Source organism: Sagittula sp. NFXS13, assembly GCF_040148795.1.
GTDB lineage: Bacteria > Pseudomonadota > Alphaproteobacteria > Rhodobacterales > Rhodobacteraceae > Sagittula > Sagittula marina.
Genome location: NZ_JAGEMH010000008.1, coordinates 155,116 through 176,500 on the forward strand (window position 1 = coordinate 155,116; position 21,385 = coordinate 176,500).

At 62.2% G+C, this 21,385-nt stretch carries 18 protein-coding genes; 14 read left to right on the plus strand and 4 right to left on the minus strand.

Annotated elements, in window-relative coordinates; translation table 11 throughout:
• The first annotated feature begins 65 nt into the window (after positions 1-65).
• The 12 genes from betI (at position 66) to J4E08_RS16250 (ending at position 14,266) form a co-directional block, all read left to right on the plus strand.
• Positions 66-638 carry a choline-binding transcriptional repressor BetI gene (betI, locus tag J4E08_RS16195; RefSeq protein WP_349539394.1) on the plus strand — a complete coding sequence of 191 codons (573 nt, stop codon included), beginning with the start codon at positions 66-68 and terminating at the stop codon, positions 636-638.
• Positions 635-2,143: a choline-sulfatase gene (betC, locus tag J4E08_RS16200; RefSeq protein ID WP_349539395.1), complete on the plus strand. Its 1,509-nt coding sequence runs from the start codon at positions 635-637 to the stop codon at positions 2,141-2,143. The genes betI and betC overlap by 4 nt, the downstream gene beginning before the upstream one ends.
• 1 nt (position 2,144) lies before the next feature.
• Positions 2,145-3,596 (plus strand): betaine-aldehyde dehydrogenase, encoded by a 1,452-nt coding sequence (gene betB, locus J4E08_RS16205; RefSeq protein WP_349539396.1) that lies wholly within the window; start codon positions 2,145-2,147, stop codon positions 3,594-3,596.
• 110 nt (positions 3,597-3,706) lie between these two features.
• Positions 3,707-5,425 (plus strand): choline dehydrogenase, encoded by a 1,719-nt coding sequence (betA, locus tag J4E08_RS16210; protein WP_349539397.1) that lies wholly within the window; start codon positions 3,707-3,709, stop codon positions 5,423-5,425.
• A gap of 203 nt (positions 5,426-5,628) precedes the next feature.
• Positions 5,629-6,594: an ABC transporter substrate-binding protein gene (locus J4E08_RS16215; RefSeq protein WP_183967708.1), complete on the plus strand. Its 966-nt coding sequence runs from the start codon at positions 5,629-5,631 to the stop codon at positions 6,592-6,594.
• 117 nt (positions 6,595-6,711) lie between these two features.
• A complete protein-coding gene (locus tag J4E08_RS16220) occupies positions 6,712-7,746 on the plus strand; it encodes an ABC transporter permease (protein WP_183967707.1) in 1,035 nt (344 codons plus the stop codon).
• Positions 7,743-8,822 carry a quaternary amine ABC transporter ATP-binding protein gene (locus J4E08_RS16225; RefSeq protein WP_349539398.1) on the plus strand — a complete coding sequence of 360 codons (1,080 nt, stop codon included), beginning with the start codon at positions 7,743-7,745 and terminating at the stop codon, positions 8,820-8,822. Before J4E08_RS16220 ends, J4E08_RS16225 begins: the two co-directional genes overlap by 4 nt.
• A 402-nt stretch (positions 8,823-9,224) precedes the next feature.
• Positions 9,225-10,151, plus strand: a complete 927-nt coding sequence (locus tag J4E08_RS16230; RefSeq protein ID WP_349539399.1) for a choline ABC transporter substrate-binding protein — start codon at positions 9,225-9,227, stop codon at positions 10,149-10,151.
• Between the two features lie 253 nt (positions 10,152-10,404).
• Positions 10,405-11,235, plus strand: a complete 831-nt coding sequence (gene choW, locus J4E08_RS16235; RefSeq protein WP_349539400.1) for a choline ABC transporter permease subunit — start codon at positions 10,405-10,407, stop codon at positions 11,233-11,235.
• A gap of 1 nt (position 11,236) precedes the next feature.
• Entirely contained in the window at positions 11,237-12,280 is a 1,044-nt protein-coding gene (choV, locus tag J4E08_RS16240) for a choline ABC transporter ATP-binding protein (protein WP_349539401.1), read from the plus strand.
• Positions 12,281-12,338: 58 nt separating this feature from the next.
• Positions 12,339-12,767, plus strand: a complete 429-nt coding sequence (locus tag J4E08_RS16245; protein WP_349539402.1) for a hypothetical protein — start codon at positions 12,339-12,341, stop codon at positions 12,765-12,767.
• 233 nt (positions 12,768-13,000) lie between these two features.
• Positions 13,001-14,266 carry an MFS transporter gene (locus J4E08_RS16250; RefSeq protein WP_349539403.1) on the plus strand — a complete coding sequence of 422 codons (1,266 nt, stop codon included), beginning with the start codon at positions 13,001-13,003 and terminating at the stop codon, positions 14,264-14,266.
• A 94-nt stretch (positions 14,267-14,360) separates the two neighbouring features.
• Here J4E08_RS16250 and J4E08_RS16255 read toward each other — a convergent pair whose 3' ends face one another.
• From J4E08_RS16255 to J4E08_RS16270, 4 genes are all read right to left on the minus strand, one after another.
• A complete protein-coding gene (locus tag J4E08_RS16255) occupies positions 14,361-15,338 on the minus strand; it encodes a YihY/virulence factor BrkB family protein (RefSeq protein WP_349539404.1) in 978 nt (325 codons plus the stop codon).
• A 629-nt stretch (positions 15,339-15,967) separates the two neighbouring features.
• The gene (gene rpsA, locus J4E08_RS16260; RefSeq protein ID WP_183967691.1) at positions 15,968-17,647 is read right to left on the minus strand and encodes a 30S ribosomal protein S1; all 1,680 of its coding nucleotides are present in this window, start codon (positions 17,645-17,647) and stop codon (positions 15,968-15,970) included.
• Between the two features lie 181 nt (positions 17,648-17,828).
• Entirely contained in the window at positions 17,829-18,680 is an 852-nt protein-coding gene (locus J4E08_RS16265) for a P-loop NTPase fold protein (protein ID WP_349539405.1), read from the minus strand.
• The gene (locus J4E08_RS16270) at positions 18,681-19,226 is read right to left on the minus strand and encodes a P-loop NTPase fold protein (protein WP_349539406.1); all 546 of its coding nucleotides are present in this window, start codon (positions 19,224-19,226) and stop codon (positions 18,681-18,683) included.
• Between the two features lie 101 nt (positions 19,227-19,327).
• On the opposite strand from J4E08_RS16270, the gene J4E08_RS16275 reads away from it, so the two are divergent.
• On the plus strand, positions 19,328-20,026 hold the full coding sequence (locus J4E08_RS16275) for a ZIP family metal transporter (protein ID WP_349539407.1): 699 nt from the start codon (positions 19,328-19,330) through the stop codon (positions 20,024-20,026).
• A 75-nt stretch (positions 20,027-20,101) separates the two neighbouring features.
• Positions 20,102-21,229: an amidohydrolase family protein gene (locus J4E08_RS16280; protein WP_349539408.1), complete on the plus strand. Its 1,128-nt coding sequence runs from the start codon at positions 20,102-20,104 to the stop codon at positions 21,227-21,229.
• Positions 21,230-21,385: the final 156 nt, after the last annotated feature.

Below are 21,385 nucleotides of genomic sequence, written 5' to 3' on the forward strand. Positions count from 1 at the left end.
CTGCCTAATATTGATTGATCCGTCAGTCAACAATTGCTAAGCTCCCCGCAAAACGGAGGCACGCCATGGCAACAGAAGCGCAGCGCAGAAGTCAGCTGATCGAAGCGACGGTTCACGAGATCGGTGAAGCGGGCACATTGAATGTCACGGTCAGCCGCATCGCGAAACGTGCGGGCGTCTCCTCGGGCCTGGCCTTCCACTACTTCGGCGACAAGGAGCACCTCTTCCTCGCCGCCATGCGCCACATCCTGACGATTTACGGCGCCGAGGTGCGGGGCGCGCTCCTGACCGCCCAAACCCCACGTCACCGGGTCGAGGCGATGATCCGCGCCAGTTTCTCCACCACCAACTTTCGGCAGGAGGTGATCTCGGCCTGGCTGAACTTCTACGTGCTGGCGCAATCCTCCGACGCGGCCAAGCGGCTGCTGGCGGTCTACCACCGCCGCTTGCACTCCAACCTCGTGCATGACCTGCGCCCTCTGGTGGGCGACCAGGCCGAAGGCGTGGCCGAACGCATCGCCGGTCTGATCGACGGACTCTACCTGCGCAGCGCCATCATCCCCCAAGCGCTCCACGGACACGACGCGGCAGAACATGTGCTCGCCGCGCTGGACAAGGAAATCGGACAGCCCCAATGAGCAAGCCCAACATCCTCATCCTGATGGTCGACCAGCTGAACGGCACATTGTTTCCCGATGGCCCCGCGGACTGGCTGCATGCGCCGAACCTGAAACGGCTGGCGGCCAAATCGGTCCGGTTCGAGAACTGCTACACGGCCTCGCCGCTGTGCGCGCCGGGGCGTGCCTCGTTCATGTCGGGACAACTGCCGTCGATCTCCGGTGTCTACGACAACGCCGCCGAATTTCCCGCCGACCTGCCGACCTACGCCCACCACCTGCGCCGCGCGGGATACCACACCTGCCTGTCGGGCAAGATGCACTTCGTCGGCCCCGATCAGCTCCACGGGTTCGAGGAACGCCTGACCACCGACATCTACCCCGCCGACTTTGGCTGGACCCCCGACTATCGCAAGCCGGGTGAGCGTATCGACTGGTGGTATCACAACATGGGAAGTGTCACCGGCTCCGGCGTGGCCGAGATTTCCAACCAGATGGAATACGATGACGAAGTCGCGTTTGAGGCCACGCAAAAGATCTACGACCTGTCACGCGGTCATGACGACCGCCCCTGGTGCCTGACCGTCAGCTTCACCCATCCGCATGACCCCTATGTCGCGCGCAAGAAATACTGGGATCTCTACGAGGACTGCGAGCATCTGCTGCCGCCCGTTCCGGCGATGGATTACGCGGACCACGACCCGCATTCCAAGCGTATTTTCGACGCCAACAACTGGCGCGACTTCGACATCACCGAAGACGACATCAAACGCTCGCGCCGCGCCTATTTCGCCAATATCTCCTATCTCGATGACAAGGTGGGCGAGATCCTCGACACGCTGGAACGCACCCGCCAAGAGGCCGTGATCCTCTTCGTCTCCGACCACGGCGACATGCTGGGCGAGCGGGGCCTGTGGTTCAAGATGAGCTTCCTCGAAGGGTCGGCCCGCGTGCCGATGATGCTCTGTGCGCCGGGGCTGGAGCCGCGCCACGAGGCGACCCCGGTCTCCAACATCGACGTCTGCCCGACGCTTTGTGACATCGCCGGTATTTCCATGGATGAGGTCGCGCCGTGGACCCAAGGGGAATCGCTCCTGCCGCTGGCAAGTGGGACGGAGCGCACCACGCCCGTCGCCATGGAATATGCCGCCGAGGCCTCTTACGCGCCGCTGATCTCGCTGCGCCAGGGCAAGTACAAGTTCAACCGCTGCGCGCTGGACCCCGATCAGCTCTTCGATCTGGAAAATGACCCGCATGAGCTGACCAACCTCACCGACGACCCTGCCCACGCCGAGGTGCTCGCCGACTTCCGCGCGCAAGCCGAGGCCCGCTGGGATCTGGATCGCTTCGACGAGGAAGTCCGCCGCTCCCAGGCCCGCCGCTGGATCGTCTACGAGGCGCTGCGCAATGGCAAATACTACCCCTGGGACCACCAGCCGCTGAAGAAGGCCTCGGAACGGTTCATGCGCAATCACATGGACCTCAACGTCGTCGAAGAAAACGCCCGCTTCCCACGTGGAGAATAACATGACTGTCCAACCCAAAGGGTCTCACTTCATCAACGGCGCCTATGTCGAGGACACGGCTGGCGACGCGATTCCCGTCGTCTTTGCCGCCACGGGCGATACGCTGGCCACACTCCATGCCGGGACGCCCGCCATCATCGACCAGGCGCTCACCGCCGCGCACGCGGCGCAAAAGGACTGGGCCACGTGGTCCCCGCGCGAGCGGGGTCGCGTCCTGACCCGCGCCGCCCAGATCATGCGCGAGCGCAACGAGGATCTAAGCCAGCTCGAAACCCTCGACACCGGCAAGCCGATCCAGGAAACCCGCGTCGCTGACGCCACCTCTGGCGCCGATGCGCTGGAATACTTCGGCGGCCTGGCAGGATCGCTCACCGGCGAGCACATCCCGCTGGGCGAAGACTGGGTCTATACCGTGCGCGAACCCTTGGGCGTCTGCGTCGGCATCGGCGCATGGAACTACCCGACCCAGATCGCCTGCTGGAAGGCCGCGCCCGCGCTGGCCTGCGGCAACGCAATGGTGTTCAAGCCGTCGGAAACCACGCCGCTCTGCGCGCTGAAGGTCGCCGAGATCCTGATCGAAGCAGGCCTGCCCAAGGGCGTCTTCAACGTCGTGCAGGGCATGGGCCAGACGGGCGCGCAATTGGTCACCGACCCGCGCGTTGACAAGGTCTCGCTCACCGGCTCCCCCGCCACCGGCAAGAAGGTCTACGCGGCGGCCGCAGCCGAGATGAAGCACGTCACCATGGAACTTGGCGGCAAATCCCCCATGATCGTGTTTGACGATGCCGACATCGAGAATGCCGTGGGCGGCGCGATCCTCGGCAACTTCTACTCCAGCGGTCAGATCTGCTCCAACGGCACCCGCGTCTTCGTGCACAAATCCATCAAGGAAAAGTTCCTCGCCCGTCTGGCCGAGCGCACAGCGCAGGCGGTGATCGGCGACCCGCGCGAGGATGAGACCTCCATCGGTCCGATGGTCTCCGAGGCGCAGATGAACATCGTTCTCGGCTACCTCGACAAAGGCAAGGCAGACGGCGCGCGCCTGATCTGCGGTGGCACCCGTCTCGACCGCGACGGCTTTTACATTGCGCCAACGGTCTTCGCCGACGTCACCGACGACATGACCATTGCCAGGGAAGAAATCTTTGGCCCGGTCATGGCGGTGCTCGACTTCGAGGACGAGGCCGAAGTGATCGCCCGCGCCAACGACACACCCTACGGTCTGGCGGCTGGTGTCTTCACCAAAGACATCTCCCGCGCGCATCGGGTCATCGGGCAGCTTCAGGCGGGCAGCTGCTTCATCAACAGCTACAACGACGCCCCCGTCGAAGCGCCCTTTGGCGGCGTCAAAGCCTCAGGCGTGGGCCGAGAGAACAGCAAACAAGCGATCGAGCACTACAGCCAGATGAAATCCGTCTACGTGCGCATGGGCGACGTCGAAGCCCCCTTCTGATCCCGAACGCAGGGGCCGGACAACCGCGCCCCTGTGTCTTTGCTTCAAAAATACCTCCCGCCGGAGGCATCTCCCCCCTCCCCCGGCGACACGACCCGAAAGGACGCGGAATGCCCGCCACCACCGCAGGCCAGCTTACGGCAGATTACGTCATCGTCGGCGCAGGCTCGGCCGGCTGTGCCATGGCCTACCGCCTGTCGGAGGCGGGCAAATCCGTGCTGGTGATCGAACACGGCGGCACCGATGCCGGGCCCTTCATCCAGATGCCCGGCGCGCTGTCCTACCCGATGAACATGAAGATGTACGACTGGGGCTATCAGACCGAACCGGAGCCGCATCTGGGCGGTCGCCGTCTCGCCTGTCCGCGCGGCAAGGTGATCGGCGGCTCGTCTTCGATCAACGGCATGATCTACGTGCGCGGCCACGCCCGCGACTTCGATCACTGGCGCGCTCAGGGCGCGGCAGGTTGGGGCTATGCCGACGTGCTGCCCTACTACAAACGGCTGGAGAACTGGCATTCGGGCGGTCACGGCGGCGACCCGGCATGGCGGGGAACCGATGGTCCGCTGCACATCACCCGTGGCAAGCGGGAGAACCCTCTGACACGGGCCTTTGTGGAGGCAGGCGGACAGGCAGGCTATCCGATCACCGGCGATTACAACGGTCACCAACAGGAGGGCTTTGGCCCCTTTGACATGACCGTCTGGAAAGGTCAGCGCTGGTCCGCCGCCAATGCCTATCTCAAACCGGCGCTCAAGCGTGACAACTGCGACCTGATCCGCGCCCTCGCCCGCAAGGTGGTGATCGAGGACGGCCGCGCCATCGGCGTGGAGATCGAGCGTGGCGGAAAGATCGAGGTGGTCAAGGCCCGTGCCGAAGTCATCCTCGCCGCCTCCTCCCTGAACTCGCCCAAGCTGCTGATGCTGTCGGGCATCGGCCCGGCACACCATCTGGCGGAGCATGGCATCGAGGTGATCGCAGATCGCCAGGGCGTCGGTCAAAACCTGCAAGACCACCTTGAGCTGTACATCCAGGCCGCCGCCAGCCAGCCGGTCAGCCTGTTCAAGTACTGGAACCTGCCGGGCAAGGCCTACGTCGGTGCGCGCTGGCTGTTGAACAAGTCCGGCCCCGGTGCGTCGAACCAATTTGAAAGCGCGGGGTTCATCCGCTCTCAGCCTGGTGTGGATTATCCCGATATCCAGTACCACTTCCTGCCCATCGCCATCCGCTACGACGGCAAGGCCAGCGCGGAAGGCCACGGCTTTCAGGCGCATACCGGCCCGATGCGCTCCCCTTCACGCGGAGAGGTGACGCTGCGCAGTGCCGATCCAAAGGACGCGCCGCGCATCCTGTTCAACTACATGTCACATGCGCAGGACTGGGAAGACTTCCGGCGCTGCATCCGTCTGACGCGCGAGATCTTTGCGCAAGACGCCTTCAAGCCGTATTACAAGCACGAGATCCAACCCGGCGCGGATTGCCAGACCGATGACGAGCTGGACGACTTCATCCGCCAGCATGTGGAAAGCGCCTACCACCCCTGCGGCACGGCCCGCATCGGGGCCAAGGACGACCCCATGGCGGTGGTCGATCCCGAATGCCGCGTGATCGGAGTGGACGGCCTGAGACTGGCGGACAGTTCGATCTTTCCGCGCATCACAAACGGCAATCTCAACGCGCCCTCCATCATGACCGGCGAAAAGGCAGCCGACCACATCCTTGGCCGACCACAATTGTCAGCTGACAATTCCGAGCCATGGATCGCGCCAGACTGGGAAACACAACAGCGCAGCGGAAAAACCGCTTGCTCCACCAAGGCGGGCGTTTGATGTCATCTCATCGCCCATCGCGACAGAACACTATCCGTTTTAGCGACATTTCATGTCGTTTTTGCACGTTCCGGTCTTTCATTCCCGGTGGACCCTCCCGTAGGATTGCACCTGACATGATTGACTGGTCGCTCAATCCCCTTTTGGGGCAAAAAAGCGCGGACAATCGCGTACTCTATCGTAGACAAACAGGGAAAATAAAAATGCGCAATATTCTGCTTTCTACCGCTCTCATCGGGGCCTTTGCTGCCCCGGCTTTCGCTCAAAGCGACTGCGGTGAAGTTTCCATCACCGAAATGAACTGGGCGTCCTCCGCCGTTGTAACCGCCGTGGGCGAGTTCCTGATGGAGCAGGGCTACGGCTGTGACGTGCAGAGCGTGCCGTCCTCCACCAACCCGGCGCTTACCTCCGTGGCGGAAACCAACGAGCCGGACATCCTGACCGAGCTCTGGGTCAACGCCGCGCCGGTCTATGACCGCCTGGCCGCCGAAGGCAAAGTGAAGCCGCTGACCGACGTGCTGTCCGATGGGGGCGTCGAAGGCTTCTGGATTCCGAACTACCTGGCCGAAGAGCACCCCGAGCTGACAACCATGCAGGGCATCCTCGACAACCCCGAGCTGGTCGGCAACCGTTTCCACCAGTGCCCGGATGGCTGGGCCTGCAAGACCGTGTCCGGCAACCTGCTGCGCGCTGCTGGCGTCGAAGATGCCGGCATCGAAATTTTCCAGCACGGCTCCGGTGAGACCATGGCGACCTCCATCGCCGCGGCCTATCAGGACAAAGCGCCGTGGTTCGGCTACTACTGGGCGCCGACTTCCGTTCTGGGCCAGTACCCGATGACGATGGTCGACATCGGCCCCTATGACGCCGAAGCCCATGCCTGCAACGGCAAGGAAGACTGCGCCGACCCTCAGATGTCGGCCTTCCCGCGCGCCAAGGTTCTGACCGTGGTCACCGACAGCTTCTCGCAGGAGCACCCGGACGTGACCGATATGCTGTCCAAGATGCAGTTCACCAACGAGCAGATGAACGGCGTGCTGGCATGGCAGGAAGAGAACAACGCCTCCGCAGACGAAGCGGCGGTCTACTTCCTGACCACCTACAAGGACATCTGGGGCGAGTGGCTGAACGACGACGCCAAGGAAAAGCTCGCAGCGCTGCTGCAGTAAACACATCGGGAGAAGGCGGGCAGCACACAGCGCCCGCCTTTTTCACCTATGGGGCCCGTGACACGGGCGACCTGCGCCCGCAGCACACCGGGTGCAACAGAACAGGGACATTCCAGAATGGCACATTACGACGGCGTGTTTAATGCGCTGGGATTGCGTGAGTGGTGCGACGCGGGCAAAGAAGACGGCCCCATGACCATGGCGCAGCTTCTGGCGCAAGCACAGGGCGCGGACGCAAACGAAACCACGGGGCCGCTGCCCTTTCCCTCATTGGACAGCCTCCACGAAGCCTGTGGCAAGATCCCCCAGACGCGCGAGATGACCGCCGGGCTGGAGCGCTTCTTCCTGGATGCCAAGGACAGCCTGAAGGTGGTTCTGGACCCGCTGACGCAACCGCTGTCCTGGATGCTGGACGGGGCGCTGTGGCTGTTCACCTCGACGCCGTGGTGGATCCTGATCCCGCTGCTGATCGCCCTGACGTGGTGGGTGTCGCGGTCCAAGCCGGTCACCATCTTCGTGGCGCTGTCCTTTGCCTTTCTTGGCGCGATCGACCACCTCGAAGTTGCGGTGGCGACGCTTTCCATCATCTTTGTCTGTACCGGGCTATGTGTCCTGATTGGCGTGCCCATCGGCATCGCCATGTCGAAATACGACGGTTTGCAGAAGACCGGCATACCCGTTCTGGATCTGCTTCAGACCTTGCCGACCTTTGTTTACCTGATCCCGCTGATCTTCCTGTTTTCGGTTACGGAATCAAAGCTGTATGGCATCGCCATCATCCTGTACGCCGTTGTGCCGGTGATCCGCCTGACCGATCTGGGCATCCGACTGGTGGACAAGGACGTGATCGAGGCCGCAGATGCCTTTGGCATGACCTCCAAACAAAAGCTGTTCAAGGTGGAGATCCCGCTGGCCCTGCCCAACATCATGGCCGGTGTGAACCAGACCATCATGATGAGCCTTGCCATGGTTGTGATCGCCTCGCTGGTGTCCGCACCGGGTCTGGGTGTGCTGGTGCTGCGTGGTATCCGCAACCTCGAAATCGGCGTTGGCCTGATTGCCGGTCTGGGTATCGTGCTGCTGGCCGTCATGCTTGACCGCACCTCCAAGGCCGCGCTGGCGCGTGTCGATGTATCCCGGAGCACCCGATGACCGAGTTGGCAACTGACACAACGTCCGAACCGCAGATCCGCATTCGCGGGTTGTACAAGATCTTTGGCAGCGCCCCGCAAAAGGTTCTGCCAGAGGTTGAGAAAGGCATGTCCAAGCCGGATGTGCTGGCCGAGTACCAGCATGTCGTCGGCCTGCGCGAGATCGACATCGACATCCATGCGGGCAAGACCACGGTCATCATGGGTCTGTCCGGGTCGGGCAAATCCACGCTGATCCGTCACCTCAACCGGCTGATCGAACCGACCACGGGGGAAATCCTCGTGGACGGGCAGGACGTGATGAAGATGAACGCGGCGGAGCTGCGCGAATTGCGCCAGACCCGCATGTCCATGGTGTTCCAGAAGTTCGCCCTGCTGCCGCACCGCACGGTGCTGGACAACGCGGCCATGCCCTTGGAAGTGCGTGCCGTGGCCGAGGACAAGCGCCATGCGGAGGCGCAGAAATGGCTCGCCCGTGTGGGGCTGGACGGCTACGGCCCGTCCTATCCGCACCAGCTTTCGGGTGGGATGCAGCAGCGTGTGGGCATTGCGCGCGCGCTGACGTCGAACTCGGACATCATGTTGATGGACGAAGCGTTCTCGGCCCTGGACCCGCTGATCCGTACGGACATGCAGAACCTTCTGCTGGAGCTTCAGGGAGAACTGCACAAGACCATCGTGTTCATCACCCACGACCTGGACGAAGCGCTGAAACTGGCGGATCACCTTGTGATCCTGAAGGACGGCGAAATCGTGCAGCAGGGCGAGCCGCAAAGGATCCTGATGCATCCCGAAGATCCCTACATCGTGGACTTCATCGCTGACATCAACCGCGCCCGCGTTCTGCGCGCCCGCACCGTGATGCAGGAGGGCATTGCCCCTGATGAGCATACCGATGGCGAGGTGGATGCAGAGGACACGCTTGAAAGCGTCATCGCGCGCGCCGAAGGGCGCACCGACCTGACGTTCAAGGTGATGCGCAAGGGCATGGCCGTTGGCAAGCTGACCATGAAAGAGGTGGTGCTGGCGCTGGTTCCGACCGTGTCCTCCCATGAGCGGATGACCGGCACAGACTGATCCGTTCCGAGATTTTGAAACAGGCGCAGGCGGCCCAAACGCCTGCGCCTTTTGCATGCCTGGCGCCTGCCCTCGCGGACCAATTCGCAAGCTGGCCGTGCCTTGGCGCCCGCAGCAATGCTCAAGATTTCAGAAATCGCCAACGCTGTATCCATGCGTTGCGGCCTGCCGCTGACGAACGCGCACCGACCGGGCCGTAGTCACCGCCTGATGCCGCCCGCGTGGTGACTTTGGAGGCGACAAAACCCGGCGGTGGTGGCCCCCCACCCGCCCACCGGGGCGGCTTTCCGCGCAGCATCGGCGCGCATCGAGCCGGCGGTCAGGTTTCTCCGCCTGTCGGGTTGCCACGCGCGGTCCTATGACCGATGTTAACCGAAAATGACACAACAGCGGAGACTTCCCATGATGTTCAAGCAGACCCTTTGCGCCGTTGCCGCGCTGAGCGTGACCGCCACCGGCGCGCTGGCGCAATGCGATACCGTGACCCTGTCTGACGTGGGTTGGACCGACATCACCGCCACCACCGCCGCGACCTCTGTCGTGCTGGAGGCCCTGGGCTACGAGACCGACGTCAAGGTCCTGTCCGTGCCGGTCACCTACACCTCGCTGGAATCGGGCGACGTGGATGTGTTTCTCGGCAACTGGATGCCGACAATGGAGGCGGACATTGCCAAGTACCGCGACGAAGGCAGCGTCGACAGCGTTCGCGTCAACCTCGAAGGGGCGAAGTACACGCTGGCCGTGAACAAGGCCGCGGCCGATCTGGGCATTGCCAGCTTTGCCGATATCGCGACGAACGCCGATGCGCTCGAAAGCAAGATCTACGCCATCGAGCCGGGCAACGATGGCAACCGCCTGATCCAGTCGATGATCGACGAGAACGCCTTTGACCTCCAAGGGTTCGAAATGGTGGAATCCTCCGAACAGGGGATGCTGAGCCAGGTGGCGCGCGCCGATCGCAGGGACGAGCCGGTGGTCTTCCTGGGTTGGGAACCACACCCGATGAACGCCAACTTCGACATGTCCTACCTGACCGGCGGCGACGATTACTTTGGCCCGAATCTGGGTGGTGCGACGGTGCACACCAACACCTCTGCCGGGTACGTGGAAGAATGCCCGAACGTCGGCGCGCTGCTGAACAACCTTGAATTCACGCTGGCCATGGAAAACGAGATCATGGCCAAGATCCTCGACGATGGCGAAGATCCGCAGGACGCGGCGACCGAATGGCTGTCCTCCAACACCGACGTTCTGGACGGCTGGCTGGACGGCGTGACCACGAAAGACGGTGGTGACGCGGTTGAGGCGGTGAAGGCCGCGTTGGACTGATCGTGATGCGAGAGAGATGAAACGCGCCCCGGCCCCTCGCGGTCGGGGCGTTTTCGTTTGTGCATCCGGGCGAGAGAAGGATAGCGTCACGATCAGCGCAGGCAGGTGCCGCAGTCGACGGCATCCGCCGGACACTCGCGGGGGATTTCCGACGCTTTGACAAGTTTTTGCGACAAGTCCGGTTCACATGGCGGCGCCAAATCGCTATTGACTGACCAGTCAATGAACACATCCGCCCCAAACGGAGACACGTATGGAATGGCTCGAAGATAACAAGCTGCCGATTGGCAAAGGGGTGCAGACCTTCGTTGATTGGCTGACGGACAACGCCGCATGGTTCTTTGACGGGCTGGCGCTGGCGCTGGAAGCTGTGATCGACGCCATGCTGTGGTGTCTGCAAACGCCGCCCGCGCTATTGATCGTTGCGCTGATCGCCGTGTTGAGCTGGTTCGCGCGAAAATCCGTTGGATTCACAGTTTTCACGGCCTGCGGTCTGCTGCTCATCATCAACCAAGGGTATTGGGAAGAAACCACAGAGACGCTCGCACTGGTCATCGCGTCCGCCGTGGTCTGCATGGGGGTGGGCGTGCCCGTGGGCATCGCCGCCGCGCGTCGCCCTTGGGTGATGAACGCGCTGTCGCCGGTGCTGGACCTGATGCAGACGATCCCGACCTTTGTGTATCTGATCCCGGCGCTGATCCTGTTTGGCCTCGGCATGGTGCCCGGCCTGATCGCCACGGTGATCTTTGCCATTCCCGCGCCGATCCGATTGACGCACCTTGGGATCACCTCCACGCCCACGGCGCTGATCGAGGCCGGGACCGCCTTCGGCGCAACACCGCGCCAGCTGCTGTGGAAGGTGGAGCTGCCCTACGCCATGCCGCAGATCATGGCCGGGCTGACGCAGACCATCATGCTGTCGCTGTCGATGGTCGTGATTGCGGCGCTGGTCGGTGCTTCGGGGCTTGGCGTGCCGACGCTGCGCGCGCTGAACACGGTGAACATTGCCAAAGGGTTCGAGGTGGGCATCGCCATCGTGCTTGTCGCCATCATCTTTGACCGCATGTTCAAGCGGAGCAAATAACATGACCCAACAAGATCCCATGGTGCGCTTCGACGCGGTCAACATCGTCTTTGGCGACAATCCGGAGGCCGCCCTGCCCCTGATGGATGCCGGCAAGGACCGCCCCGAAATCCAGAAAGAGACCGGGCAGGTTCTGGGCGTCCATAACTGCTCTCTCGATGTGCATGACGGTGAAATTCTTGTGCTGATGGGGCTGTCCGGCTCTGGCAAGTCGACGCTGCTGCGCGCGGTGAACGGGCTGAACCCCGTGGCCCGCGGCCGGGTCGAAGTGCGCACCGAGGATGGCCTGGTCGATGTGGCCAGCGCCTCGGACAAGGTGCTGCGCGATATCCGTATTCAACGCGTCGCCATGGTGTTCCAGCAGTTCGGGCTGCTGCCGTGGCGGACGGTGATCGACAACGTGGCCCTCGGACTGGAGATCGCGGGCGTGCCGGAGCAGGAGCGCCATGACCGGGCGCGCGCGCAACTGGATCTCGTGAACCTTACCGACTGGGCCGATCGGCAGGTCAGCGAACTGTCCGGCGGCATGCAACAGCGTGTGGGGCTGGCCCGCGCCATGGTGACCGAAGCGCCGATCTTGTTGATGGATGAGCCGTTCTCGGCCCTCGATCCGCTGATCCGCAACCGACTTCAGGATGAGTTGCTGGAGCTGCAAAGCAAGCTGGGGCGTACGATCATTTTCGTCTCTCACGATCTGGATGAGGCGCTGAAGATCGGCAACCGCATCGCCATCATGGAAGGCGGGCGCATTGTGCAATGCGGAGCGCCGCAGGAGATCGTGCTGACACCCGCCACCGACTACGTGGCGGACTTCGTGGCGCATATGAACCCGCTCAACGTGCTGCGCGCGCTGGAGATCATGGGCCCGGTGCCGGATCAGGGCGCCGATGACCTGCGGTCCATTTCACCGGAGACGACAATCCGCGAGATCCTCCCCATGATCGCCGCGGGCGACTTGCCGGTGCTGGTGGCCGACGGACAGTCCACGCTGGGCTACATCGACGTGCCCGCCGTGATGACCGCGCTGCTGAACCAGCGCGCGTAGGACCTGCCTCGGGCGGGCGCGTTACCGTCCCGTTGTTTTCAGCGAAAGAAACCTGCCCATGCCCCTCACCCGTGCGCAGATACTCGGCACCGCAAGCGCCCTCCTGCTGGCAGCAATGGCGCTGTATTATGCCGTCGATCTGACGCGCATCATCCTGGCCCGCAGCGCCGAGGGTCTGACCCATGGTGTGGTTCTGGTGATGCTGCTCTATTTCGTGGTGTGTCCGGCGATGCTGGCAGCGGCGCTGCTGAACGCCTGGCATTTTCTGCAAAGGCTGCGCGGCCCGCGCCCGACGCCGCGCCTGTTGCGCCCCGGTCTTTGGCTGATCGCGGTGATCTGGGGGCTGGCCTGGGCCGGCAGTCTGTGGCGTGGCAGCCATGGCGATGCGCCCGAAAGCCTGATGATCTTTACCCTGCTGTATGCCGGGCCTGCCATCCTGGCGCTGATCTGCCTGTGGAGCCTGCCAAAACGCATCAGGCCGGCCTGACCCAAGGTCCACGGCGCCCGTGGGCGGAGAGCCGACCAGAACCTTTGCAAGGGATGCCGACACCTTATCCGCGATGACGGCTCCTGCCCCACGCGAGGCGCCGAAAATCTTGGCACCGTTGATCCCAAATGGCGAAAACCGCAGGGGGCAGGTCGTCCATGAGATTGCCAAGCCGCGCGATCTGGAGAACGGTCACAGGAGCAACTCAATCCTACCAAAAGCGGAGCGACGCCATGATCAAAGTCTTGTCGGGGGTCTGGGCGCTCTTGCTTGGAATTGTACTGATCATGCTGGGCAACGGCATGCATTTCACGCTGATCGGCCTGCGCGGAGGGCTTGAGGGGTTTTCCTCCACCGCTTTGGCGATTGTGACCTCCGGCTATTTCATAGGCTTTCTGTCCGGCGCACAGATCACGCCGCAGCTGATCCGGCGGGTGGGTCATGTCAGGGTCTTTGCCGCCCTGGGCAGTTTCATGTCAGCGGGATTGATTGCGTTCCCGCTGGTGACAGAACCCTGGGCCTGGACGTTGCTGCGCCTCGTCATCGGGTTTTGCATGTCTGGCGTATATGTCACCGCGGAGAGCTGGCTCAACGACGCCGCCACCAACGAAACCCGAGGCAAGGTGCTGTCGGCCTACATGATCGCGCAAACGGTGGGGATCATCGGCGCGCAGGGCCTGCTGACGCTGGGGGATGCCGGGACCTCGGCCCTGTTCATCGGGGCGTCGATCCTGGTGTCGATCTCCTTTGCGCCGATCTTGCTGTCCATCACACCCGTGCCGGTCGTCGAAGTGGCCCGCCCCATGCCATTGCGCCAGTTGTTCAGCAGCGCCCCTCTGGCGACGATCGGCATTTTCCTGTTGGGAAGCGTCTATGCCACGCAAACCGGTATGGGGCCGGTGTTCGGCTCAAAGGTCGGGATGACCGCGACACAGATTTCCCTGTTCGTCGCCATGCTGTTTGCCGGGGCGCTGGTGCTGCAATATCCAATCGGCTGGCTGTCCGATCAAATGGACCGGCGCAAGTTGATCTTTGGATCTGCGAGTGTCGGGGCCTTGGCCTGCGCCATGGGCTGGTTTACCGGAGGCAGCTTTGGCGCGCTGTTGGGCGCGGCGTTTGTGGCGGGTGGCGTGACAACACCGCTGTATGCGCTTTTTCTTGCGTTCACCAACGACACGCTGGCGGTCGAGGATATGCCTGCCGCCTCCGGCGGGCTTGTCTTTACCTTTGGTCTGGGCGCGATTGTCGGCCCGCTTGCCACCGGCTGGGCCATGCAGGCGGTTGGGCCTCAGGCCTTCTGGCTGACGTTGGGAACAGGGTTCCTGGCCATAGTTGTTTACGCGCTGTACCGCATGTCGCAACGCGCGGCCCCCTCTGTCGACGAGTCCGACAGCTACCTCAACGTCTTGCCCACAAGTACCACCATCGCCGTCGAAGCCGCAGGCAGCTGGGCGGTGGAGAATGCAGAGGCGCAGCGCGAGGACGACGACCAGACCTGACAGATCAAGGTTTTGGGCCGCAGGTCAACGCGATCAGCCGCTTTGCGCGACAGGCTCCCCCATGGACTTGTTGCAGCTTAGCGAATGGGCGCGCTTATGCGTCCTGCGTTATGGGCTGATCTTGCTCGTCATCCGAATTTTGGCGCAAGGCGCGGGCAAGGCGACGAATGCGAATGGCGCGGTTGAGCTCTCCGCCGAAGATAAGAACCAGCGCAGCCAGGTAGAGAAAATACAGCGCCGCAACGATACCCGCCAGCCCCGCGTAATAGGTCGCATAGCTGGCAAAATTGGCGAGGTAGAAAGAAAACACCGCCGTCAGCGAGGTCCACATGACAATGGTAAAGAGAACGCCGGGGTATATTGAGGAGAAACGTGTTCGTCGCGCGGGCAGCACGACATGTGCCAGGAAAAGCGAGAACGCCAAAATAATCGCGGCGGCGGGATAGCGCACGAGCTTGATGGTCACCGAGGCCGGATCGAAGCCCGGAAAAAGAATATGCAGCCAAGAGCCCGCGCGGGGCGCAAGCACGAGAAGATACCCGACAAGCACTAGCACAAGGCTGGCAATGACAACCATCAGGACCATCACCGGATAAAGGACGTACCATGAACGGGTTTCGCGCAGGCCATAGGCCCGGTTGAGACCGATCCGCACGCCGTCCACCCCCCCGAGGGCAAACCAGATCGTCAGGAGGATACCTGTGGACAGCACCCCACCGCGCTGAACCGTCATCACCTGCTGAACCTCCGCTATGATGGGCTCGATCAGCGTTTTGGGAACAATGGCGATCAGAAAGGAGACAAGATCTTCGGCCATGCTCTGACTGCCGACAAAGGCGGTCATCGAAGAGGTGAAGATGAGAAACGGAAAGACCGCAAGAAGGACGCGGAACGCGACGTTGCCGGCCAATCCGAAAGCGTCATCGCTCCACAGGCGCAAGCCTGCCTCGCGCACGACGCCCCACACAGCTTGCCAGCCTTCTCCACGCAACAACCCCACAGGATTGTCGGTGACGATCCCGTGGGTGATGACGGCATCGCGCCCCGGTTCGGTCGGCTGACGGTTCTCCATTCGGCATCTCGCTTCGTTGTGTGACGGTTTCATAACGCCGCGTGGGTGGAAATAGTAGCACGCGATCTTGTCAGGCAAACACCGGGCGAGACTTTCGGCATCGCCTATCATGGAGGGCGCAACGGCCGACGTCTGGTCCGAAGGTGTTGAAATGGGGCTGTTCGGGGCTGGTCACGCCATCCGCTGACCCAAACGGCAGCACGGAAAAACCGTTCACCGAAGGGGGGGGCGAAAGCGCGTTGGATTCAAGATTGGCGTGGCCTGGTCAGCCGTCGCGCGCGCCCGTTTGTCATAGTCGCTGGTCCAGTGGCGGAAAAAACGCGCACGATCACTCCCTTCGTCGCCTCTACACCACCCCTTGATTGGCGCCAGAAGGGCCTGCTGCCCGGTCGGAATTTCGGCTTGAGCGCGTCACGAGAGGGCGGGAAAGGGCTTTGCCGCAGGGCGGCGGCGCACCTTATCGCCTTAATAGTTTAGCGAGCGCAAAGGGTTGCATGAACGTCCAACTCAATCGCCGGCGAAACGGAACACGGGCGACAGTTGCCTGCCGCCCGTGTCCTAAATCCGGAATAGACCCGCGCAGTGCGAAGCCGTTCCGTTATCTCGACGCATGTGCGTCGTGTGGACGATTACTCGTCGCCGCCCTTCAGAGCCGCGCCAAGGATGTCGCCCAGCGATGCACCGGAGTCGGAGGAGCCGAACTGTTCCACGGCCTCTTTCTCTTCGGCGATCTCGCGTGCCTTGATCGACAGGCCCAGACGACGGGTCTTGGCGTCGATGTTGGTGACGCGCACGTCGATCTTGTCGCTGACGGAGAAACGCTCGGGGCGCTGCTCTGCACGATCACGGGACAGGTCGGAGCGGCGGATGAAGGACTTCATGCCCTCATATTCCACTTCGATGCCACCGTCTTCGATTGCGGTCACTTCGACAGTGATGATCGCACCGCGCTTCACGCCGCCAACGGCTTCGGCAAACTTGTCACCGCCCAGCGCCTTGATGGAGAGCGAGATGCGCTCCTTTTCGACGTCCACTTCGGAGACAACCGCCTGAACGACGTCGCCTTTGCGGTAGTTCTGGATGGCGTCTTCGCCGCGCTCGTCCCAGGACAGGTCGGAAAGGTGAACCATGCCGTCGATCTCGCCGTCGAGGCCGATGAACAGACCGAATTCGGTGATGTTCTTGACTTCGCCTTCGACCTGCGTGCCTTCCGGGTGGGTCTCGGAGAAGACTTCCCATGGGTTGCGCATGGTCTGCTTGAGACCAAGGGAAACACGACGCTTGGCCGGATCGATTTCCAGCACCATCACGTCCACTTCCTGCGAGGTGGAGACGATCTTGCCGGGGTGCACGTTCTTCTTGGTCCAGGACATCTCGGAGACGTGGACCAGACCTTCGACGCCAGCTTCGAGCTCAACGAATGCACCGTAATCGGTGATGTTGGTCACGCGGCCTTTGTGCACGGAGCCCAGCGGGTACTTGACGCCCACCAGATCCCACGGATCTTCCTGCAGCTGCTTCATGCCGAGGGAGATACGGTGCGTTTCCTTGTTGATCTTGATGACCTGCACTTTGACAGTTTCGCCGATCGAAAGGATTTCGGAGGGGTGGTTCACACGGCGCCATGCCATGTCAGTGACGTGCAGCAGGCCGTCAACGCCGCCAAGGTCGACGAATGCGCCGTACTCGGTGATGTTCTTGACCACACCGTCGATGGAGTCACCTTCCTGCAGCTTGCCGATGACTTCGGCACGCTGTTCGGCGCGGGACTCTTCGAGGATCGCACGACGGGAGACAACGATGTTGCCACGGCGACGGTCCATCTTGAGGATCTGGAACGGCTGCTTGAGACCCATGAGCGGGCCTGCGTCGCGCACGGGGCGGACGTCGACTTGCGAACCGGGCAGGAAGGCCACGGCACCGCCGAGGTCGACAGTGAAGCCACCCTTGACGCGACCGAAGATCGCGCCTTCGACGCGTTCGTCGTCGGCGTAGGCCTTTTCGAGACGGTCCCATGCTTCTTCGCGGCGCGCCATCTCGCGGGAGATAACAGCTTCGCCACGGGCGTTTTCGGCGGAGCGGAGGTAAACCTCTACTTCGTCACCGACGGAGACGTCGGGCTGCTCGCCCGGTTCCGCGAATTCCTTGAGCTCAACGCGGCCTTCCATCTTGTAGCCGACGTCGATGATGGCCTGGCCCGCTTCGATAGCGATAACCCGGCCTTTGACAACTGTGCCCTCGTCGGGCGTGTCCATTTCGAGGCTCTCATTGAGGAGTGCTTCGAATTCTTCCATGGATGTGTTAGACATGTATGTCCGTTTTCCTTTTCATCGGTTTTCACTGGCCAAACGGTTGGCTCCGCCGGTCTTGGTTGGTCTCTGAGCTTGCCGCAAAACAAAGAGGGCCGGTGGTTCCGGCCCTGCTCGCTCTGTGTCGCGGCGTTTAATGCCTTGTCGACGGACGCGCGTATAGCTTGTGTAGGGCGCGGGGTCAAGGGTCGGCTGATCTTGGAGCTTGCAATGCCTCCACCGCATCAAGGATGCGTTCGTGCGACGTGAGATAAGTCGGCAGGATATGAGAGCACAGATAGGAAATATCATCACTCAAAATTCGTTCGCCTTGCTCATTAAGCCCAATTGATCCCTCAAGCCCGATCATCTCCGCGCACTTGATAAGCACGTATTCACGCGCATCCATTTGCCTACTCTGACTTAATCTACTTGGATAAATCACTACCTGCCCTTGCATTATCTTCATGGCACTCCGCGCATCCAGAAGTCCGCGAGGCAGGCTCCGCGCACCGAATAGCAAGTCTTTCCGTTTTCCGGTGGCATCCCGAAAGGCCAAGAGCACAAGCAATGGGCAGTCCAGCGGCCTGTCTTGATAGCAGCGTAAAGCAATTTCAACTTTCTCAAGCAATCTCTTTATCTGCCGGAACGAAAGATCCGATGTCTGGGCCAAATCTGCAGCGAGCTGCGCTGCACGCTCCACCGTGAATTCACTGTTTTCGCCGAAAGGAATTGCGAGAGGTAAATCCGAAGCCAAATGTCGCGCGGCCTCCCCCAATTGGCCTGCGGCGGCAGTTAAAGAGAGACGAAGATTCACGAACTTTTCCAGATACCGTTCGCCCTTTTCGAACTCGCCAAAGCGGTGTGCGGCCAAAGTCTCAAGATAATTGGCGTTCACCATCAGGACGAAGACGAATCCTTTCTGGGCGAAGACGAGCTTCATCGCTTCGAGCAAGCGTATCGTGTATTCCGGGTGGCAGCGGTCCAGCCCGTCGATCAGGATCACCACACGACCATCATCGAGCCCGGTCAGCGCTTTGCGCAACGCCTGCATCTAGCCGGGCATCTCCTGCGTACGGACGCGCTCGGCTGACAGTTGGGCGATGACATGCTCGCTGAGTGCTTTTGAGACGCCCTTGCCGAATGCGCCGATGACGTCCTCCAGATCGGTGTTGCGGTCTTCGGACCAGAGACCCTCTGCGGCCTCAGCCAGCTCCTCCCCGGCCTTCCGTCCCACAACGGACACGCCGAGTTTGACCCCGCCCCACGCCAGTTTCTTGCCCGTGGCCCAGGCGGTTAGCCATGCAGACCGCTCCTGCGGCGGCAACGCCTCCATCAACGCGCCGAGGAAGGTCACAACCGGGTCGCCCGAATGGTCTGACTTCTGGGCGTCGATTTCGATGACGGTCTCTCCGGCGGCCTTGAGTTGCTTGGCCCAGCGCTCGCGAAAGAATGTCTTGCCCCGACCAAAGCCCGCCTCGATGGAGATGACCTTTGCATCGTCGATGGACTGGATCAGGTTGGTGAACGCAGCGCCGATCTCGTCATATCCAAGGAGGTCGTCGGCCCAGGGGTTCGCATCAGTTTTTTCGCCTTTCATCCTCACCTCACTCAAACCACTCACTTTTAACGCTAAAGACGTGGACCATCTTCCTCAATCACCGTAGGGGAACCTTCTTCGACCCGCGGCATTGGATCATCATGACAGTATTTGTGATCGTTCTCATCGTTTCTTTTGCTCTGCTCGCCGGGGCGATCTGGGGGGCCTACGGCGCCATGAAACCGCAAACCGAAGGGTTTCTGGTGGCCATGGCCGGGGGCGCTTTGATCGTATCCGTGATGGACGAGCTGATCCGTCCTGCGACGGAGACCGCGCCGTTGTGGATCGTTGTGAGCGCCGTCGCGCTGGGGGCGATCGTATTCACCTGGTCCGACTACAAGGTGAAGGCGCGGATCACCAACGCCGGGGGCCTGGGTCTGCTGTTGGCGGTCACTTTGGACGGGGTGCCGGAAAACCTTGCCTTGGGGACCGCGTTGATCGGATCGAAACCGCTGGAGATGGCGGCGCTGGCCGGGTCGATCTTTTTGTCCAACCTGCCAGAGGCGGCCGGCGGCGCAAAGCAGATGACCTCTGACGGAATGGCGCGCGGCAAGGCCGTGGCGATCTGGGCCGGAACGGCTGCGCTGCTGTCGGCGGCGGCGCTTGGCGGCTACTTCGGGCTCGATCAAGCGTCGAACGAGACGGTGGCCGCGATCAAGTGCTTTGCCGCCGGGGCGGTGGCGGCGTCGTTGGCGACCGAGGTCTTTCCGCCCGCGTTCCGCGATGACAGCTATTGGACCGGCATTGCAGTGACCTGCGGTTTGCTGATGGCGCTGCTGTTGGGGCAACTTGGCGGTTGAAATGGCACGGGTGTCACTCGCGCGATACAAAGGGCTGCTAGGCAGGTAGAAACACCTGTGACCGTGAGCGGTGCCATGCCTGCATACCTTCCTGATCTGTGTCTGACCGGCGCGCAGGTTCTGCGCGACGGGGTCATGACCTGCGACACCATCGGCGTGTCCGCCGGGCGATTGGCGGAGGGCCGTTTCACGCAGGTCGATCTGCGAGGCCATCTGATCCTGCCGGGCATGGTCGATTTACACGGGTGCCGTCTGGAAGCGCCGCTCGCACGAGGCCTGCCCGCCGAGACTGCCATTTTACGCGCCGACACCGCCGCCGCCGCCGCTGGCGTGACAACTGGCTGTGTCACATTGCGCTGGGGCTGGACCGGCGAAACGGACTCCGCGGACATCTGCCGCGCAGCTCTCCGCGCGCTCGACGGACTGGCGCCATTGCTGCGATGCGATCTGCGCGGTCAATTGGTGGTGGAAACCCATAGTGTCGACCAACAGTCCGCTCTGCTTGCGCTGCTGGACGAGAGACCCGTGGCCAGCCTGTTGTTTCGCGATGGGTTGGAGGCGGCGCAGCGCAACCGGGCCGCAATGCCGGAGCCGGTGCGCACCGCGATGGACCGCGCCCTTGCTCAACGCGGAGAGGTGCCACGGCATTTGTGTGTGCTGGCGGACGCATTGGACCGGAAAGGCATTCCCTACGGCAGTCTTGGCGATGCAGATGGCGAGACGCGCGATTACTACACCCAGATAGGCGCGAAGCTTTGTGCCCTGCCCGCCCGGCGGGCCGCTGCGGCACTGGCGCGGGCTGTGGGCGATCCGATTTTGCTGTCTGCGCCGGAGGTGCTGGGCAAAGGCGCGCGTCCCTGTCCAATGGCTGCGCGCGATATGCTGGCCGGCGGGCTGGGCGATGCCCTGGTCTCAGACGGACGGTATCCCGCATTGATCGAAGCTGCTCTGACCCTTGCCGAAGAAGGACGGCTTGGGCTGCCTGCCGCGTGGTGGCTCGTGTCATCGCGTCCCGCGGAGATCCTCGGACTGCGCGACCGCGGACGGATCGCCAATGGCTTGCGCGCTGATCTGGTGATCCTGAACAGCGACCGCAAAACGGTAGAGGCGACGATCTGTGACGGTCGGCTGGTGCACGCATCTCCGGCAATCGCTGCCAGATTTTGCGACGTCGCACCAGACCTGCCCCTGGCTGCCGAGTGAATGTCGCAAACTGCGATAATATATCGTGAAGAATCCGTTAACGCCGGGCCGGGCTGTCGCTTTTGAACGATGTGTCATGTAGGTGTTACCACAGATCGTTAGATCACCCTCAGTGAGTGAAGAGAGTGGCGTGAGGGGCATAGCCCTTGCGTTGAT

Excerpts from the sequence above, each read along its gene's own strand:
- J4E08_RS16265 (WP_349539405.1), bottom strand. The coding sequence starts at position 18,680 with ATGCAGGCGTTGCGCAAAGCGCTGACCGGGCTCGATGATGGTCGTGTG.
- J4E08_RS16245 (WP_349539402.1), top strand. The coding sequence starts at position 12,339 with ATGCCCCTCACCCGTGCGCAGATACTCGGCACCGCAAGCGCCCTCCTG.
- J4E08_RS16250 (WP_349539403.1), top strand. The coding sequence starts at position 13,001 with ATGATCAAAGTCTTGTCGGGGGTCTGGGCGCTCTTGCTTGGAATTGTA.
- J4E08_RS16270 (WP_349539406.1), bottom strand. The coding sequence starts at position 19,226 with ATGAAAGGCGAAAAAACTGATGCGAACCCCTGGGCCGACGACCTCCTT.
- J4E08_RS16220 (WP_183967707.1), top strand. The coding sequence starts at position 6,712 with ATGGCACATTACGACGGCGTGTTTAATGCGCTGGGATTGCGTGAGTGG.
- choW (WP_349539400.1), top strand. The coding sequence starts at position 10,405 with ATGGAATGGCTCGAAGATAACAAGCTGCCGATTGGCAAAGGGGTGCAG.
- J4E08_RS16215 (WP_183967708.1), top strand. The coding sequence starts at position 5,629 with ATGCGCAATATTCTGCTTTCTACCGCTCTCATCGGGGCCTTTGCTGCC.
- rpsA (WP_183967691.1), bottom strand. The coding sequence starts at position 17,647 with ATGTCTAACACATCCATGGAAGAATTCGAAGCACTCCTCAATGAGAGC.
- J4E08_RS16280 (WP_349539408.1), top strand. The coding sequence starts at position 20,102 with ATGCCTGCATACCTTCCTGATCTGTGTCTGACCGGCGCGCAGGTTCTG.
- choV (WP_349539401.1), top strand. The coding sequence starts at position 11,237 with ATGACCCAACAAGATCCCATGGTGCGCTTCGACGCGGTCAACATCGTC.
- J4E08_RS16275 (WP_349539407.1), top strand. The coding sequence starts at position 19,328 with ATGACAGTATTTGTGATCGTTCTCATCGTTTCTTTTGCTCTGCTCGCC.
- J4E08_RS16230 (WP_349539399.1), top strand. The coding sequence starts at position 9,225 with ATGATGTTCAAGCAGACCCTTTGCGCCGTTGCCGCGCTGAGCGTGACC.
- betA (WP_349539397.1), top strand. The coding sequence starts at position 3,707 with ATGCCCGCCACCACCGCAGGCCAGCTTACGGCAGATTACGTCATCGTC.
- betI (WP_349539394.1), top strand. The coding sequence starts at position 66 with ATGGCAACAGAAGCGCAGCGCAGAAGTCAGCTGATCGAAGCGACGGTT.
- betB (WP_349539396.1), top strand. The coding sequence starts at position 2,145 with ATGACTGTCCAACCCAAAGGGTCTCACTTCATCAACGGCGCCTATGTC.
- betC (WP_349539395.1), top strand. The coding sequence starts at position 635 with ATGAGCAAGCCCAACATCCTCATCCTGATGGTCGACCAGCTGAACGGC.
- J4E08_RS16225 (WP_349539398.1), top strand. The coding sequence starts at position 7,743 with ATGACCGAGTTGGCAACTGACACAACGTCCGAACCGCAGATCCGCATT.
- J4E08_RS16255 (WP_349539404.1), bottom strand. The coding sequence starts at position 15,338 with ATGGAGAACCGTCAGCCGACCGAACCGGGGCGCGATGCCGTCATCACC.